Here is a 15,354-nt window from a genome sequence, read left to right as displayed (position 1 = left end):
CTTTAAAAGAGGATTTAGAGATTAATTAGAGGTGGAAAGTATGAAGAAAAGTTTTTGGTGGTTAATCGGCATTATTGTCGTGATTGTAATCGCAATTTTTGGGATTCATGCCGCAACGAGCCATAGTGCTAGTGCGACGAAGACAAGCACCATCACGGTTGGCTCACAGGGGTCTGACTACGACATCTGGCAACACATCGCAAAGTCGAAGGATGCAAAGAATATGGGCCTGAAAATCAAGGTTAAGCAGATTACCGATGGGGTCCAGCTGAATAAGGCGACCGCTCAAGGCAACGTTGACGTTAACGCCTTCCAGTCATGGTCATACTACCTGGCTTACAACAAGGAAAACAAGTCCAGCAAACTGGCTGCTTTAGGAACCACTTACCTGGAACCCATGGGCATTTACTCTAAGAAGTACAAGAGTGTTAAAGACATTCCCGATGGTGCAACGATTGCGATTGCCAACAACCCATCACAAGCCGCTCGTGGTTTGATCCTGTTGCAAAAAGCCGGTCTAATCACTTTGGATAAGAACTTCGGTTACTTAGGCACTGTGAGTGACATCAAGTCCAACCCAAAGCACCTGAAGTTTAAGGAAATTGATGATACCACTGGTCCACGGGTTATCAACAACGTTGACGCCGTGCTCATTTCAAACACGGTCGCTTTGGAAGGACACCTGCACGTGCTGACCGATTCCATCTTCCACGAAAAGGTTGATCAAAGTACGAAGGACAACATCAACATCTTGGCTACTGCTGCTAAGAACAAAAACAACAAGTCATACAAGAAGTTGGTTAAGCTCTACCACAAGAAAGATATTCAAAAATACATCAAGCAGAAGTACTACGGCACCAAGATCGAAGTTAGCAAGCCGCTGTCGTACTTTAACAACTAGGTCGTTTCAAATCAGCTAAAACAGTTAATATAAAAGGAGATCATCAATTATGGCTAAAGTAGAAAGTTTCACCCTGGATCACACAAAGGTAAAGGCACCATACGTTCGTTTAATTACTGAAGAACACGGCGAAAAGGGCGACATCATCAGCAACTACGACCTGCGTCTCGTTCAACCAAACGAAAACGCCATTCCAACAGCCGGTTTGCACACCATCGAACATTTACTTGCTGGCCTGCTGCGTGACCGTCTTGACGGCGTTATCGACTGTTCACCATTTGGTTGCCGGACCGGTTTCCATTTGATTACTTGGGGTCAACACTCAACCACAGAAGTTGCCAAGGCTTTAAAGGGCTCTTTAGATGACATCGCAAACAAGATTACCTGGGACGATGTTCAAGGCACTGACAAATACAGCTGCGGGAATTACCGGGATCACTCATTGTTCTCAGCTAAGGAATGGTCAAAGGACATTTTGGCTGAAGGTATCTCTGACGATCCGTTCAACCGTAACGTTATCTAGTTAAAGCCCATTTAAGGAGGTATGCGAAATGAGTAAACTTGCAATCATTACTGGTGCCGGCCAAGGAATTGGCGAAGGCATTGCTCATCGCTTAGTGAAGGATGGTTACGCCATTGCCGTGGCAGACATCAATGATGACACAGCTGCGAAAGTGGCCGCCGATTTAACCAGTGAAGGCCACCAGGCAAAGTCATACCACGTTGATGTGGCGCACCGGGATGAGGTCTTTGAACTTGTTAAAAACGCAGTCGCTGATCTCGGCGACTTAGCACTGTACGTCAATAATGCAGGAATCGCATTTATTGACAGTTTCGTAGATTCGGATCCCGATGACGTTGAACGATTATTGGACGTTAACCTCAAGGGGACTTATTGGGGTATCCAAGCTGCCGCAGCCCAGTTTAAGAAGCAGGGCAATGGCGGTCGTATCGTGAACGCAGCGTCATTGGCCGGATATGAAGCTTCAGCTTTGCAAAGTGCTTATTCTGCCTCCAAGTTTGGTATTCGTGGTCTGACCCAGTCGGCAGCCAAGGAATTAGCTAAGGATAAGATCACGGTAAACGCCTACAACCCAGGAATTGTCCGCACTAAGATGCGGGACGCCATCGATAAGAAAACTGCGGCAATCAAGCATGAAACGATTGCAAAACAACAGGCGGATTGCTTGGAAGAAATCGCAATCGGCCGTGAAGCAACACCAGCTGATGTAGCAGAAGTCGTGGCATGGTTCGCATCGGATGCCGCCGGCTATATCACCGGGCAGTCACTGCAGGTGGATGGTGGGATGAGATTTCATTAGAGTGCGGAACAGGCCGGTTAGGGGGCGGAGCCTAAGCAACTTTCGGCAGAAAATCCCGGTTTTGGATTTTATGCCGGAAGTTGCTTAGGCAGTAGCCCCCTGGCCTGTGCAGCACGTTTAGTCTCGAGGACAGCCAAGCACAGTGCCAATGGGGCCTTTAAAAAGAGAGACTCAAAAGTTCGCTGCCCAGAACACTTGAAACAGTCATAAAAAGGATACTCGTACTATGAGTATCCTTTTTATGACCTTAATTACCATCCGGGTTTGCCTTTTTTGGTCGAAGTGCCTTAGGCAGGAGCCCTCTGCCTTCTGCAGCACGTTTAGTCTCGAGGACAGCCAAGCACAGTGCCAATGGGGTCTTTAAAAAAGAGAGACTCAAAAGCTCGCTGCCCAGAACACTTGAAACAGTCATAAAAAGGATACTCGTATTATGAGTATCCTTTTTATGACCTTAATTACCATCCGGGTTTGCCTTTTTTGGTCGAAGTGCCTTAGGCAGGAGCCCTCTGCCTTGTGCAGCACGTTTAGTCTTGAGGACAGCCAAGCACAGTGCCAATGGGGGTCTATAACAAAGAGAGACTCAAATACTCGCTGCCCAGAACACTTGAAACAGTCATAAAAAGGAAACTCGCATTATGAGTACCCTTTTTATTAATTTAATTACCGGCCAAATTTGCGTTTCTGGTCGAAGTGCCTTAGACAGTAACCCTCTGCCTTGTGCAGCACGTTGAGTTTCGAGGACAGCTAAGCACCGTGCCAATGAAGCCTTTAACAAAAAGAGCCTCCAAAGTTCACTTCCCAGAACTTGCCCTATCAATAATAAAAAGGATGCTCAACCAGTGAGCATCCTTTTTATTATGATCGTTTAATACTTCTATTTTATGTAACCGAAACATGCTCCAAAAGACTAGACACCACGCCTTAACTGCCTTTCTCCACACGCGCTTAATTCGTCCACCATTTCTCATTCACAACCTGAACGCCCCTTAACTCGTCCAGTTGGAACTCTTTGACGTCACCATCGTGGGTCAAATAAAAATGGCCATCATCGGTGTAGGTATTGACCATGCCGGTGACGCTGCCATTGCGATTAAATTGAAGTTGGATGACCCAGTTATGGCGATAAGCGTTCTTGATTGTCGTTAATAAATTACTTGATGTGTCCTGCATTTTAATTCCCCCCGAGTTAAACTAGTTCCCATTATAGAAACAGAAAAATTGCAATTCAATATTGACTTTTGGAGAAAATCTGGCGTTTCAAGTGGGACGCGGGTTTGTAGAATTGGGCTTTTTTTCGGTGGTAAAAATCGGTAGAATAGGGGCAAAGATAATCAAACAATAACTTGTAAAATGAGGGATTATGATGACGACATTTGTGAACGGACACATTTTTACAGGGAAAAACGAAACCGCTTTCGTTGAAGCTATGCAAGTGGTTGACGGACGAATCACTTGGACTGGGGCAACCGCAGCTGCCCCGCAATCTGACGACGTGGTGGACTTAAAGCGCCAGACTGTTTTACCGGGGCTGCTGGACATCCATACCCACCCGAAGTATATCGCGGATGCGCTTCATGGTGTGGCCTGCACACCGCCGGACATTAACAGCATTGCCGACATGCAGCAGGCGTTGCGCCGCTCACCCGAATTTGGTCAGGGACCTGATGTTTGGCTCGAAGGGTGGGGCTTTGACGAGACAAAACTAGCTGAACACCGCACGCCAACAATCGATGATTTTGATGCCATCACAACTGAACAGCCGATTTTTATCTACCGGTCGGATTGCCATTCATCGGTTGGTAATTCCAAGGCTCTTGCGTTAGCGGGCATCACGGCTGATACTCCCGATCCAGAGGGCGGACACATTGGTCGTTTTCCGGATGGTCGTCCTAACGGCTACATGCAGGAAGTGGCGGCTTCTCAGCTGTTGATTCGCGAAAAATCCGCGCAAAATTACCAGCAGGATGTGATCAACATGGTGAATACATCCGACCACTATTTGGCTAACGGATTGGTTGCTATTGGTGAGTTGATGGGGCGCAAGCGGCCGTATGATTCGCTCAACCTGTATCAGGACGCTATGAAGGCTGGTTTTAAACCGCAAACGGCTATTTATTACGTGTGGGACGAACTTAAAAACGACCCGCAACCGATTTTGCCAACTGAAAATGACAACCTGACTATTGGCGGCGTTAAGGTGTTCATGGACGGCAGTATTTCGGGCGAAACGGCCTGGAACCAGCAGCCCTATCCAAGTGGTCAAAACGGCATACAGTTAACCACAGGGGCTGATTTAATGGCTGCAGTGACGTTTGCACGGGCACATCAGTTACAGGTGGCCGTGCACGCGATGGGCGACGCCGCAGTTCAATTGATTTTGGATACAACGGACCGGGTTGAGCCGTGGCTGGCAGACCGGCCGTCCATCCGAATCGAGCACGCTACCTTGTTGAGTGACACCATGCTGGCCCAGATCAAGGCCGCCAAGATGCAGTATGCATTGGTGACCCAACCGATCTTCTACTTTGCTGAAGATGAGTCTTACCGGACGTATTTGTCGGCAGGCCAATTTAAGAACGCTTACCGCATAAAATCGATGCTGGCGACGGCAGCGACCGCGCTGAGTTCCGATGCGCCATGCACGCCATGGGCCGAACCGGACAGCCCGTTTATCGCCATGCAGGCGGCGGTGAATCGCACGGCAGTGAATGGTGATGTGGTCAATGCTTCGGAGGCAATTTCGATTGGCGAGGCCGTTTTAGGATACACCAAGTGGGCCGCTGCCATTGCGGGCCTCACTGATAGTGGACAGCTAGTCGTTGGCAAGCGCGCAGATTTTGTCGTTTTGAATCAAGATTTGTTTTCGGTGATCCCAGATAAAATAGGAGAAACGCGCGTCAATAGTACTTGGATGAAGGGGCAGCCGGTATACGAATCATAAGACGGCACGATTAAATGAGAACGTGCTTATGTTCAGAAACAAACTTTTTTGTGCCACTTGTATGTTTGCGGTGAGTGAAAATTTGATTTTTTAAGTGTCAGCCATTTAGAGATTAACGTGTTATTTTCACAACGGGTGTTTCGCATACCGTATTTAAGTAGAAGAAAGAAATGAAGCAGAAATTCACGGTACGTATCAATACCGGTACCGCTTTCAACTGTGCTAACATTAAGGTATAGACAACAAAACGGAGGTGGTCTCGATGTTTGAAAAAATCTTGGTACCCTTAGACGGTAGTGAAAATGCTTTTGCGGCCCTCAGAGCAGCGTTTGATATTGCAAAACACTACGATTCGAAGATCTACGCGGTGAGTGTGGCCAATGATCAAAGTTACACTCAGTATGGCGCGGTCTTTGGTGATGATATTATGCAGCACATGAAGGACCAGGCTGAAGTCGCGCTGAACCAGGCGGCTGGTGAAGCGAAGGACGCTGGCATCGTGCTGGAAACGCATTTTGAAGTCGGCATTCCCAAACAGGCCATCGCAGAATCCTTGCCAGAACGGCTTGGAACAACGTTGACCGTAATTGGTAAGTCGGGTGCTCACGGGTTAAACCGGGCAATTATGGGTTCGACCACGGCATACGTGGTCAGAAGATCAACCGTACCAGTCCTCGTTATCAGCCAAGATGAGAAGAAACACTAAGAATATTGGCTTAAGGGTAAACTCTCGAATAGACAGGAAAAAGTCCACTTCAATGTGGACTTTTTTGTTGGCTTGAGGTGCAAATTTGTGAACAGTAAAGGCTCATATGATGGGCATGCCACCATGCTTTCACAATTAAGTGTTTCAACAACAAATTAGCTGGGTGCAATGCTAAAATAAGGCGATTAATCATTGAAGGATTGGGGGTAGGGTTACGATGTTACACACCTTAATGCAATCGATACGTGAATATAAACGAATGACGATCATTTCGCCCATTTTGGTGGTCGCTGAAGCCGCTATAGAAACATTTATTCCCTTTTTAATGGCGGCAATTATTGACCAGGGCATTCGACCCGGCAACCTAAATTTAGTGGTACGGGTCGGCCTTTTGCTACTGGTGATGGCCCTGTTTTCTCTGGTGATGGGCGCTGGTGCCAGTTGGGTGTCCAGTCAGGCAGCTGCGGGGTATGCGAAAAACTTGCGACAGGATTTGTTTTACCACATTCAGACCTTTTCGTTTCAAAATTTGGACCAGTTCTCAACCTCCAGTCTGGTAACGCGGCTGACAACGGATATCACAAACATTCAAACGGCCTATCAAATGCTGATTCGAATTGCCTTTCGGGCGCCGTCCATGCTGATTTTTTCAATCGTCATGGCGTTTACAGTGAATGCTGAAATGGCGTGGCTGTTTGTCATCGTCGTTCCAATTCTGGCCGTTGGGTTGGTCACGATCGTTAGTAAATCACGACCGCTTTTTCGGCAGGTTTTCAAACGGTACGACCAGTTGAATCGGGTCGTTCGGGAAAACCTGCGGGGCATCCGGGTTGTCAAAACATATGGTCAGCAGGATAGCGAGACAGCCAAGTTCAAAGCAGCTTCCGGCAACATCTTTAAAGTGTTTTCCAAAGCACAACGAATCGTGGCCCTCAACATGCCGCTGATGCAACTGGTCATCAATACGACCATGTTGCTGCTCTCATGGTTTGGCGCCAAGCTGATCGTCGGTAAACAGCTTGAGGTTGGCCAGTTTGTAAGTCTCTTTTCTTACAGCACCTCCATTCTCTTTAGTTTGAACATGCTGTCGATGATTTTTTCCCAACTATCTGTTTCTCAGGCCTCAGCAGAACGTGTGGTGGAAGTCCTGAACAGTGAATCGGCCATTGCGGACAAACCAGATGCACGCACAGACGTGGCGAACGGTGCCATTGATTTTGAACGAGTCTCATTTCGTTATCCGGGCACAAAAAAAGACCAGCTCCACGATGTCGACCTGCATATTAAAAGCGGGCAAACGATTGGTATTATCGGTGAGACCGGGACGTCGAAGAGTACGCTGGTCGAATTGATTCCGCGACTTTATGACGCGACTGCTGGAACGGTCCGTGTCGCTGGGCAAGACGTGCGGGATTACGATTTAAAAACGTTACGGGATAATGTTTCAGTTGTCCTGCAAACGACCACCCTGTTTTCCGGCACCATTCGCGATAATCTCAAGTGGGGTGACGCGGATGCCACCGATGAGGAGATTCAGCATGCCGCCCAATTAGCCCAGGCAGACGGTTTTATTCAAACGCTGCCGCAGGGTTATGACACGCCGCTGGAACAGACCGGACAGAATGTTTCCGGCGGCCAGAAGCAGCGGCTCACGATTGCGCGGGCGCTGCTGAAACACCCGAAGATTCTGATTCTCGATAACGCAACGAGTGCGACAGATACGAATACTGAGGCGAAAATCTGGCAGGCGTTTCGCCATGAAATGCCGGACGTTACCAAACTGATCATCACTCAGCGGCTGGGCGGTATCGTTGATGCAGACAAGATTTTAATCATGGCTGGCGGCAAAATTGCCGCCGCGGGTACCCACAGCGAATTGCTGGCTGAAAATGAGTGGTACCGGCAGCTGTATGACACGCAAACAAAGCGGGGAGGTGGCCAGCATGACTAACGCGACAACACAAACATCAAAAACAACGCAGCGCCGTCAGACGTTTAAACGCCTTATTGCACTCATTTTCAGTCAGTACAAGGGGTGGCTGGTCATTGCCTTCATTGCGATCATTATCAGCGCGTTGGCGGGGGTGGCTGGTTCGTTGTTCATTCAACGACTGATCGACGACTATGTTTTGCCGTTAATGCGCAGCAATCATCCTAACTACGGCCCGCTGCTTGAAGCAATTTTGATCATGGGTGCCCTATTTTACACCGGCGTACTTGCAACCGTCGCCTACAGTCAAATCATGGCTGTTTTAGGACAACGGATTCAAAAATCGATTCGGGACCAGATGTTTACCAAGATGGAATCCTTGCCGTTGCGCTACTTTGATGAAAACGACTACGGTAACGTGATGAGCCGTTATACCAATGACGTTGACACGCTGACGCAGTTGATCACGCAAAGCTTTCCGCAGTTTATCGTGGCCACGTTTAACGTAGTTTTCGCGCTGGTAGCCATGGTGAGCTTAAGTCCGATTTTGACACTCATTTCACTGTTGATTTTCGCCACGAGTATTGTCATCGTCCGTTGGCTGACCGCGCGTTCCAGCAAATATTTTCGCGCGCAGCAGGCGTCGATCGGGAGCCTGAACGCGTTTATCGAAGAGATGCTGAACGGGCAAAAAGTAATCAAAGTCTTCTCGCATGAGGCCACTGTTAAACAGGAATTTGACCAGTATAATGACGACCTGCGAAATGACGCGCGGCTGGCTAACGGTTTTTCGACGATGTTATTTCCAATCATGGGTAACTTGGGAAATCTGCTGTACGTGCTGATTGCGATTGCTGGCGGGGCACTGGCAATCACCCATGCCAGCTTGCTGACACTGGGAACGATTGCTGCATTTCTGCAACTGAGTCGGTCGTTCAGTCAGCCAATCGCGCAGATCTCACAACAGTTAAACGCAATTATCCAGGCTATGGCCGGAGCAGGGCGAATTTTCCAGTTGCTTGATGAGGCGCCGGAAGCCGATAGCGGCACTGTTACCTTGACGCAAAAGGGCGAGACCTGGTGCTGGCAAGATGGTGACAAACAGCTTCCCGTTCGCGGTCAAATTAGTTTTAAAGACGTTAGCTTCGAATATCCAAATTCAGATGCCGGGTTGCACGACATCAGTTTTGACGTCGAGGCCGGTGAAAAGATTGCCTTGGTTGGTGAAACTGGGGCGGGGAAAACGACTATTACCAACATGCTGAACCGGTTCTATGACATCGACAGCGGTCAGATCACCTATGATGGTATCAATATTACTCGGATCAACAAAGAAGCACTGCGCCGCTCCGTGGCCATTGTACTGCAGGAGACCCATCTTTTTAGCGGTACAATTGCAGATAATATTCGGTACGGACGGATGACGGCAACCGATGATGAAGTCATTGCAGCCGCAAAACTGGCCAATGCGGACAAATTTATTGAAACGTTACCTGATAAATACGAGACTCAGATTACTGGGAATGGTAGTGAGTTGTCTTCAGGACAGCAGCAAATGTTGTCGATTGCGCGGGCGGCACTCGTGGACCCGCCGGTGATGATTTTGGATGAAGCCACTTCGAATATTGATTCGCGGACGGAGCAACTGGTTCAGGCAGGGATGGATAATTTGATGACTGGCCGAACCACGTTTGCGATTGCCCACCGGTTATCGACAGTGTTTAACGCCGATTTAATTCTCGTGATCGGTGACGGCCGCATTGTTGAGTCTGGGACGCATGAGGCGTTGCTGGCTAAGCATGGGAAGTATTATGAACTGTATACTGGGGCGCTTGGTGGGTGATGGTCGTCCACTGGGTACAGAATAAGCACCATAGCTAACTTGATCATCGTTTGGATGATGTTGTTAGCTATGGTGCTTATTGGTGTTGAGTGGGATCGGCTGCTGCGGTTTTTAGCTACATAGCTGAAACGTGTTCCAGCAGGCAGAGGGCTCCTGCCTAAGGGGCTTCGACCAAAAAAAGCAAGCCCGGCCTTTTTCGGTCAAAGCCCCTTAGGCTCCGCCCTCTGAGCGCCTGCTTCCACACTCTACAAAAAAAGCCCGTAAAGCAAAACGCTTTACAGAGCTCCTCTAATTACTTCTTGTTCTTAAGCCACTTTTGTAAGTCGGCTACTTCTTTTTGGCGCTTCTCGCCCTTTTTAGCATTAACTGGACGATGGCCTTGTACTCCATGTGGATGTGCTTTTCTCATGTCTAACCCTCACTTCAAAAAAATATTAATCAATCATTCAATTATTTTAACGCAGGAAGGGGGGTGAATGCAAGGTTGGATTTGGGATTTTTGTTGATAAACCGGCATTATGCCTAGCAAGACAACGTTCCGTTACTCTAGTCTTTTTTAACAAAATTCGTTTTGCTAGCCTGCTTTGCGAATATGTAACGTTTCAATCTCGCGTTTGACCCCGTGCTTATCATTTTTCTAGGTCGGTGCCATTCTGTTATAAGCTCTGCCTAAAATAGTAACAGTTTAGTTAATTATCAACCGACCCAAACCGGCCATTTGAAGGGTGTGTTATGATAAATTCAAAACGTGTTTTGGGGTGAAAGTTATGCAATCAGTTATGCGCCGTTGGTTGAAATGGTGGCCGATTATCATTGTTTTGATTGGCGGCCTTTGCGTGTTGGGAATCGCGCACGATGATGGTCTTTACCAGCAATCGATTATGAAGATCACAACCGTTAAGACCACGGCAAATGAACAGCAATCCGATCAGTTTGAAAACAAAGATCGGCAAATCACACAAGCAGTTACTGGGACGATTACGAATGGTAAGGATAAGGGGCAGCAGCTTACTATCAAGAATACATATATGAAATCTCAGGCAACGACTCAGGCGTATTATCGGCATCAGCATGTGTTCTTGACGTTGCACCGGCATCACGGGGAAATTACGAGCAGTACCATTTCGGGACTGAAACGAGATACGTCGTTGGCGTTCGTCGTGTGGTTGACGCTCAGTGTGCTGTTGATTCTCATGCGGTTCAGTGGGGCTATGGCCTTTTTGAGCGTGGTCGTTAACGCCGTGCTATTTGCCATGGCGGTCAACTGGAATTCGGATACTCAAGGCAGTAAAGTGCTCGTGATATTCGGGTTGCTGGCCATTGTTTTTGCGGCGTTGACGCTACTAATTGTTATCGGGCCGAATAAACAAATGCTGATGACGCTTGCCACGACGATCGGCGGGACCGCGTTGTCGATCATCATTGCCCTGCTTGTCTTTATGGTTACGAACGAAAAGGGCGTCTACTATGAGTCAATGCAGTACGTGACCCAGTTGCCCAAGCCGCTATTTTTAGCCGAGACATTATTGGGGTCGTTGGGTGCTGTCATGGATGAATCCACAGATATCATTGCGTCACTCACTGCACTCAAAGAGGAACGACCCGATGTCACGGCGAAGCAGATCTTTAAATCCGGCCGACAAATCGGTGGTGAGATCATGGGACCGTTGATCAATGTGCTGTTCTTCATTTTTGTTGCTGACACCTTACCGCTGGCGCTGCTCTACTTTAAAAACGCAAACTCGTGGGGCTACACATTTAATATGACCATGTCGCTTGGTGTCATTCAAAGTCTGATCAGCGGTATTGGAATCGTGTTGACGGTTCCGCTGGCATGCGGCATTACAAGTATGGTGTTAGGGGGTAAAAAGCCATGGGCACGATTACGGCATTAGGGTTAGTCTTATTGGTTTCAATGGTCTTAGTGAGCGGTAAACAGGGCGTCCAAGCATTCTTGAGCCTGCTGTTCAACTTTGGCGCGCTATTCTTCGCCATTGTGTTGATGGCGTTTCATTTAAACCCAATCGTGGTGACGCTGGTCACCAGTATTATCGTTCTAGCAATGACCATTTTTCTTGGTGGCAGTGACGATTACAGCACCGAAGTAGCCTTCTACGCGTCACTCATTGTGCTGGTCGTGCTGGTGTTAGTGATTGTCCCAGTCGAGCACTGGGCACAGATTCAGGGGTTTGGACAGGAAGATAGTGAAGACTTGGAAGGCATGTCAAACGTGTTAGGTATTAATTACCTGCAAGTCGCGATGGCAACCGCTATTCTCAGTACACTGGGTGCAATTGCAGAAGCTGCAATCGCCATTTCTGCCGGCTTAGCCGAGATTCTGGAACAGCATCCTAAAATTGAGCTGAAAAACCTGCAGGGTGCCGGTTTGCGAATTGGTAAGCAAATTATCGGGACAACGTTTAACACCTTGTTCTTCGGCTTCTTTGGCGGTTTTCTCGCGTTGTTTATCTGGTTTGCGAGTGTGCACTACTCGTTAGGAGAAATTTTAAATGATCGCATCTTTGTTGGGCAGATCCTAATGGTCTTGTTTTCGATGATTTCCGTCATTGCAACGATTCCGCTGACGACTTCAGCGATGATGCTGCGGGTCAGACGGATGCGGGAAAACCCGAATAAATCTGAATAAAAGACAGAGTAAAGTGTCAAGAAGTCACCCAGGTAACGGTTGTTGCTGGGTGGCTTCTTTATTTGATATTGGGATGATATCATTCGGGTCTGAGACTCTCTAGTGCTAGCTCGAAGTCGGTGCCCGTTCAGTGACACTGCACTGTCAAGGTATTAAGAGTGGTCAGAACGGTTTCGGTGGTTACTATTCCTGATAACTTTTATGTAAAAGAGCAAAAAAAAGAAGCCAGCTTATTGCTGACTTCTTGACGTGCATGATTAGTTTGAGCTTGAGCTGGAAGCCGTGGTTGAGCTGGCAGTTGTGGTGCTGCTTGAACTTGAACTCGTTGCGGCGTTTGAGCTGGAACTTGCGCTTGATGATGACGCCGTTGTTGATAAGTTAAACGCGTCTGAGTATGCCCAATATTGTTTAGCACCCTTTGCGGTACTGGTCGTAAATCGGTACCAAGTGCTGCCTTGAGGACTCCGAATACCCTTCATGTTGATGTACACTTTCTTACCAGTCTTAGCACTGATAGAAGACCACTTGTACGTTGTCATGTTGGTGTAGGTGCCCTTAACGTGGTTGTAGAGCTTGTACTTGCTGTATGAGCTTGAAAGTGTGGCCGTAGTGGACTCACTTGTGTACGTTGCCTTATTCAACGAGGTTGAGGCAGTTGATGAAGACGATGATGATGTCCCGCTGTTGTAGTAAGCCTTAACCAGTGTGTAGAACTGAGCCATGGTGTATGCCTGACCGAAGTACTTCTTACCATTTGAAGAGTAGTACCCAACTGGGTCGGTATGTGATGAGCCGCCAAGGTATTTAGAAACGGCGTTATGTGACCAGACCGTCCCTTTACCATCATAGGCCGCATCGTTTGGCTTCAAGTTATATTCATGGAGCAGGTAGGCGGTGTACCAAGCAGCGTTGGCAATTTCATGTGCGAAGGCTGACTTGCTGTGGACTTCAATTTGTTCAAATTGAACGAACCGCGCGTTACCTGGGTAACCAACACCCCAAGCCAAGTAGTTTGTATTTGCAATGTTGATGATCCGACTGGCATCAACGAAAGAATGGACAAACGCGTTGTTGTAGTTTTTCTTCATGTAAGCAATTTCGTTATAGATGGTTGAGCTGGAGTTGGCCGTTTCGTGAACGACGACCCCCTCAGGCTTGCCGTATCCGTTACGGTACTTATTTTTTGGGAAACCGCTCCAAATACTCTTAGTAATTGAAGCTGGTTTAATATCTTGACTAGAAATGTAGTCATTCAGTTTTGACGAACTGGCATGTGCAGTTGTCGCACTATGTGTGCCGACCAACCCAACGGCAACGAGGGTTAGCAAACCGGTCATTAATAATGTTAATTTTTTCAAATCTATTCATCCCTCTAATTTTTGATTTCTGCATGAACGGCTAATTCATTTTCTGATGGTTATCATACCGAGGATTGAGGTGAAAAACAACCGGTAAGCTTGAGATAAAGCCTTATATTACAGGCGTGAAGACTGCGTTGACGGGCAGGAGGGAGTTAGTTTTCAATCGTGTTAAGAGTAGGTAACAAAGTAAGCGTGCAAAACCAGGGGCGGTTAAGGAGTGGAGCCTAGTGGACTTTGACCACAAAAGTCCGAACTTGGTTTTTGTGGTCAAAGTCCACTAGGTGCAACTCCTTGCCCCGTGCAGCACGTTTCGGCTTGAGGACAGGAGGCTACTTACAAAAAAGAAAACCACTACGCCATTAAACAGAGCCAACCAAGACGTAAAACCAAGACTGCCACCCATAAAACAAAAAAATAAGCACCATAGCTAATTTGGTCAACTCATCAAAAGATGACCAAATTAGCCATGGCGCTTATTCACTAAACACTTAAATTTCTATTCTCATGGTCACAAACGACCAGCACCAACCTAAACGTGTGCCTCAGCAGCGGCACCATCAGGCTTCTGTGCTGCTAACTTAGCCTGGCATTCATCACACAGGCCGTACACTTCAATGTGACTGCTGGTAATCTTATAGCCAGACTGCCGGGCAGCTTCCGTTTGAATCATTTCTTCTATTTTAGGAAAATTCGGGTCAAAAATGTCGGTCACTTTTCCACAATTTTCACAGATTGCGTGATAGTGGGGACTACCAAAGAAGTCGTAGCGAATACCACCGTTTTCATTTGGAATTTCAATAACGATCCCCATCTCCACAAACAAATTGAGTGTGTTATAAATGGTTGCCAGACTTAAACTACTCATCTGCGGGGCCAATTCTTGGTAAATGACTTCCACAGCAGGGTGGTTATGGTGTGTGATCAGGTAATTTAGAATGAGTTTGCGTTGTGGTGTAATGCGGACATGCTTGTCGCACAAAGTATTCAACGCCTTATCAAGGGCTTCGTCTGCCAAATGCGGTTCCTCCTTTGAATTATTATTAACTACATCATAAGACAGTTATTAGAATAATTCCAATATAACAGATTGTTTTTCAGGATTATTCCAATTTAATCGTATTTTTAATTAAATTTAGACTATTTAAACGGTATTTAATCCACAGTTCGCGACAGGTATGTACCGTTTGAAGCAAACCCATTTTGTAGAAAAAGGGATTTTAACGGCACATCATCGGCAATAAGGAGAGTTGATCGGTGTAATTCTTTATCGGCAAAAGCAGCAGTGTGTTCGACCAACTCGCTGACTACTTGACGAGCATCAGCATCTGGTGTCAGAGTTAATACCAAGGTAGCCTCACTTGAGTTACCAGTTAACTTGCTCAGCCCGATGATGCCGTTAAACTGCTGACTAGTTTTATCTTGAATGCCCCAAATTAGGGCTTGATTCTGCATAATGGTACTCATTTGGCGGTTCACATAATTTGCTGTTTCAACCACTGTCTCGCCGGTATTAGTCTGTTGGCGCAACCGGTTGATATCCGTTAGCTTAAACTGCGTCAGCCAGTCTAACTGATAGTGAGCAGTCATGATTGGATGGTATCTTTCAAACTGAGCCACGATAAACGGCTCCTTCCTTACTAAAAGTACGATAAATGTTAGTGTATCACATCTGGGTGAAAATGTAACTTAATTGATTAAATCAT

Annotated in this window: 13 protein-coding genes; 9 read left to right on the top strand and 4 right to left on the bottom strand. The window is 47.1% G+C overall.

Annotation, left to right across the window (positions count from 1 at the left end; translation table 11 throughout):
• Positions 1–40 precede the first annotated feature (40 nt).
• From FC82_RS07030 to FC82_RS07020, 3 genes are read left to right on the top strand one after another with little or no spacing between them, the layout of a single operon-like run.
• Positions 41–901, top strand: coding sequence for a MetQ/NlpA family ABC transporter substrate-binding protein (locus tag FC82_RS07030; protein WP_054759382.1), 861 nt, complete (start codon positions 41–43; stop codon positions 899–901).
• 49 nt (positions 902–950) lie between these two features.
• Positions 951–1,424, top strand: a complete 474-nt coding sequence (locus FC82_RS07025) for an S-ribosylhomocysteine lyase (protein WP_046948759.1) — start codon at positions 951–953, stop codon at positions 1,422–1,424.
• Between the two features lie 28 nt (positions 1,425–1,452).
• The gene (locus FC82_RS07020) at positions 1,453–2,223 is read left to right on the top strand and encodes an acetoin reductase (RefSeq protein WP_054759384.1); all 771 of its coding nucleotides are present in this window, start codon (positions 1,453–1,455) and stop codon (positions 2,221–2,223) included.
• 945 nt (positions 2,224–3,168) lie between these two features.
• Here FC82_RS07020 and FC82_RS07015 read toward each other — a convergent pair.
• Positions 3,169–3,393, bottom strand: coding sequence for a hypothetical protein (locus FC82_RS07015; RefSeq protein ID WP_054759386.1), 225 nt, complete (start codon positions 3,391–3,393; stop codon positions 3,169–3,171).
• Positions 3,394–3,586: 193 nt separating this feature from the next.
• Here FC82_RS07015 and FC82_RS07010 point away from each other — a divergent pair, with 193 nt between their 5' ends.
• From FC82_RS07010 to FC82_RS06985, 6 genes are all read left to right on the top strand, one after another.
• Positions 3,587–5,164, top strand: coding sequence for an amidohydrolase (locus FC82_RS07010; protein ID WP_054759388.1), 1,578 nt, complete (start codon positions 3,587–3,589; stop codon positions 5,162–5,164).
• Between the two features lie 262 nt (positions 5,165–5,426).
• Entirely contained in the window at positions 5,427–5,870 is a 444-nt protein-coding gene (locus FC82_RS07005; RefSeq protein ID WP_056996593.1) for a universal stress protein, read from the top strand.
• 217 nt (positions 5,871–6,087) lie between these two features.
• Entirely contained in the window at positions 6,088–7,821 is a 1,734-nt protein-coding gene (locus FC82_RS07000) for an ABC transporter ATP-binding protein (RefSeq protein WP_056996592.1), read from the top strand.
• Positions 7,814–9,643 (top strand): ABC transporter ATP-binding protein, encoded by a 1,830-nt coding sequence (locus FC82_RS06995; protein ID WP_056996591.1) that lies wholly within the window; start codon positions 7,814–7,816, stop codon positions 9,641–9,643. Before FC82_RS07000 ends, FC82_RS06995 begins: the two co-directional genes overlap by 8 nt.
• A gap of 767 nt (positions 9,644–10,410) precedes the next feature.
• Entirely contained in the window at positions 10,411–11,538 is a 1,128-nt protein-coding gene (locus tag FC82_RS06990) for a YibE/F family protein (RefSeq protein ID WP_054759392.1), read from the top strand.
• Positions 11,517–12,290: a YibE/F family protein gene (locus FC82_RS06985; protein WP_056996590.1), complete on the top strand. Its 774-nt coding sequence runs from the start codon at positions 11,517–11,519 to the stop codon at positions 12,288–12,290. Before FC82_RS06990 ends, FC82_RS06985 begins: the two co-directional genes overlap by 22 nt.
• A gap of 257 nt (positions 12,291–12,547) precedes the next feature.
• Here FC82_RS06985 and FC82_RS06980 read toward each other — a convergent pair whose 3' ends face one another.
• From FC82_RS06980 to FC82_RS06970, 3 genes are all read right to left on the bottom strand, one after another.
• Entirely contained in the window at positions 12,548–13,648 is a 1,101-nt protein-coding gene (locus tag FC82_RS06980) for a peptidoglycan recognition protein family protein (RefSeq protein WP_056996589.1), read from the bottom strand.
• Between the two features lie 532 nt (positions 13,649–14,180).
• Positions 14,181–14,666: a Fur family transcriptional regulator gene (locus FC82_RS06975; RefSeq protein ID WP_054759396.1), complete on the bottom strand. Its 486-nt coding sequence runs from the start codon at positions 14,664–14,666 to the stop codon at positions 14,181–14,183.
• A gap of 137 nt (positions 14,667–14,803) precedes the next feature.
• On the bottom strand, positions 14,804–15,268 hold the full coding sequence (locus tag FC82_RS06970) for a GNAT family N-acetyltransferase (protein WP_056996588.1): 465 nt from the start codon (positions 15,266–15,268) through the stop codon (positions 14,804–14,806).
• Between the last annotated feature and the right edge of the window lie 86 nt (positions 15,269–15,354).

The sequence above is a fragment of the Secundilactobacillus collinoides DSM 20515 = JCM 1123 genome (assembly GCF_001435975.1).
GTDB classification, from domain to species: domain Bacteria; phylum Bacillota; class Bacilli; order Lactobacillales; family Lactobacillaceae; genus Secundilactobacillus; species Secundilactobacillus collinoides.
This window is presented reverse-complemented; position numbering and strand designations above follow the sequence as displayed.

Bases quoted from the DNA above. Each gene is read 5' to 3' on its own strand.
- FC82_RS07030 (WP_054759382.1), top strand. From the start codon at position 41: ATGAAGAAAAGTTTTTGGTGGTTAATCGGCATTATTGTCGTGATTGTA.
- FC82_RS07025 (WP_046948759.1), top strand. From the start codon at position 951: ATGGCTAAAGTAGAAAGTTTCACCCTGGATCACACAAAGGTAAAGGCA.
- FC82_RS07020 (WP_054759384.1), top strand. From the start codon at position 1,453: ATGAGTAAACTTGCAATCATTACTGGTGCCGGCCAAGGAATTGGCGAA.
- FC82_RS07015 (WP_054759386.1), bottom strand. From the start codon at position 3,393: ATGCAGGACACATCAAGTAATTTATTAACGACAATCAAGAACGCTTAT.
- FC82_RS07010 (WP_054759388.1), top strand. From the start codon at position 3,587: ATGACGACATTTGTGAACGGACACATTTTTACAGGGAAAAACGAAACC.
- FC82_RS07005 (WP_056996593.1), top strand. From the start codon at position 5,427: ATGTTTGAAAAAATCTTGGTACCCTTAGACGGTAGTGAAAATGCTTTT.
- FC82_RS07000 (WP_056996592.1), top strand. From the start codon at position 6,088: ATGTTACACACCTTAATGCAATCGATACGTGAATATAAACGAATGACG.
- FC82_RS06995 (WP_056996591.1), top strand. From the start codon at position 7,814: ATGACTAACGCGACAACACAAACATCAAAAACAACGCAGCGCCGTCAG.
- FC82_RS06990 (WP_054759392.1), top strand. From the start codon at position 10,411: ATGCAATCAGTTATGCGCCGTTGGTTGAAATGGTGGCCGATTATCATT.
- FC82_RS06985 (WP_056996590.1), top strand. From the start codon at position 11,517: ATGGGCACGATTACGGCATTAGGGTTAGTCTTATTGGTTTCAATGGTC.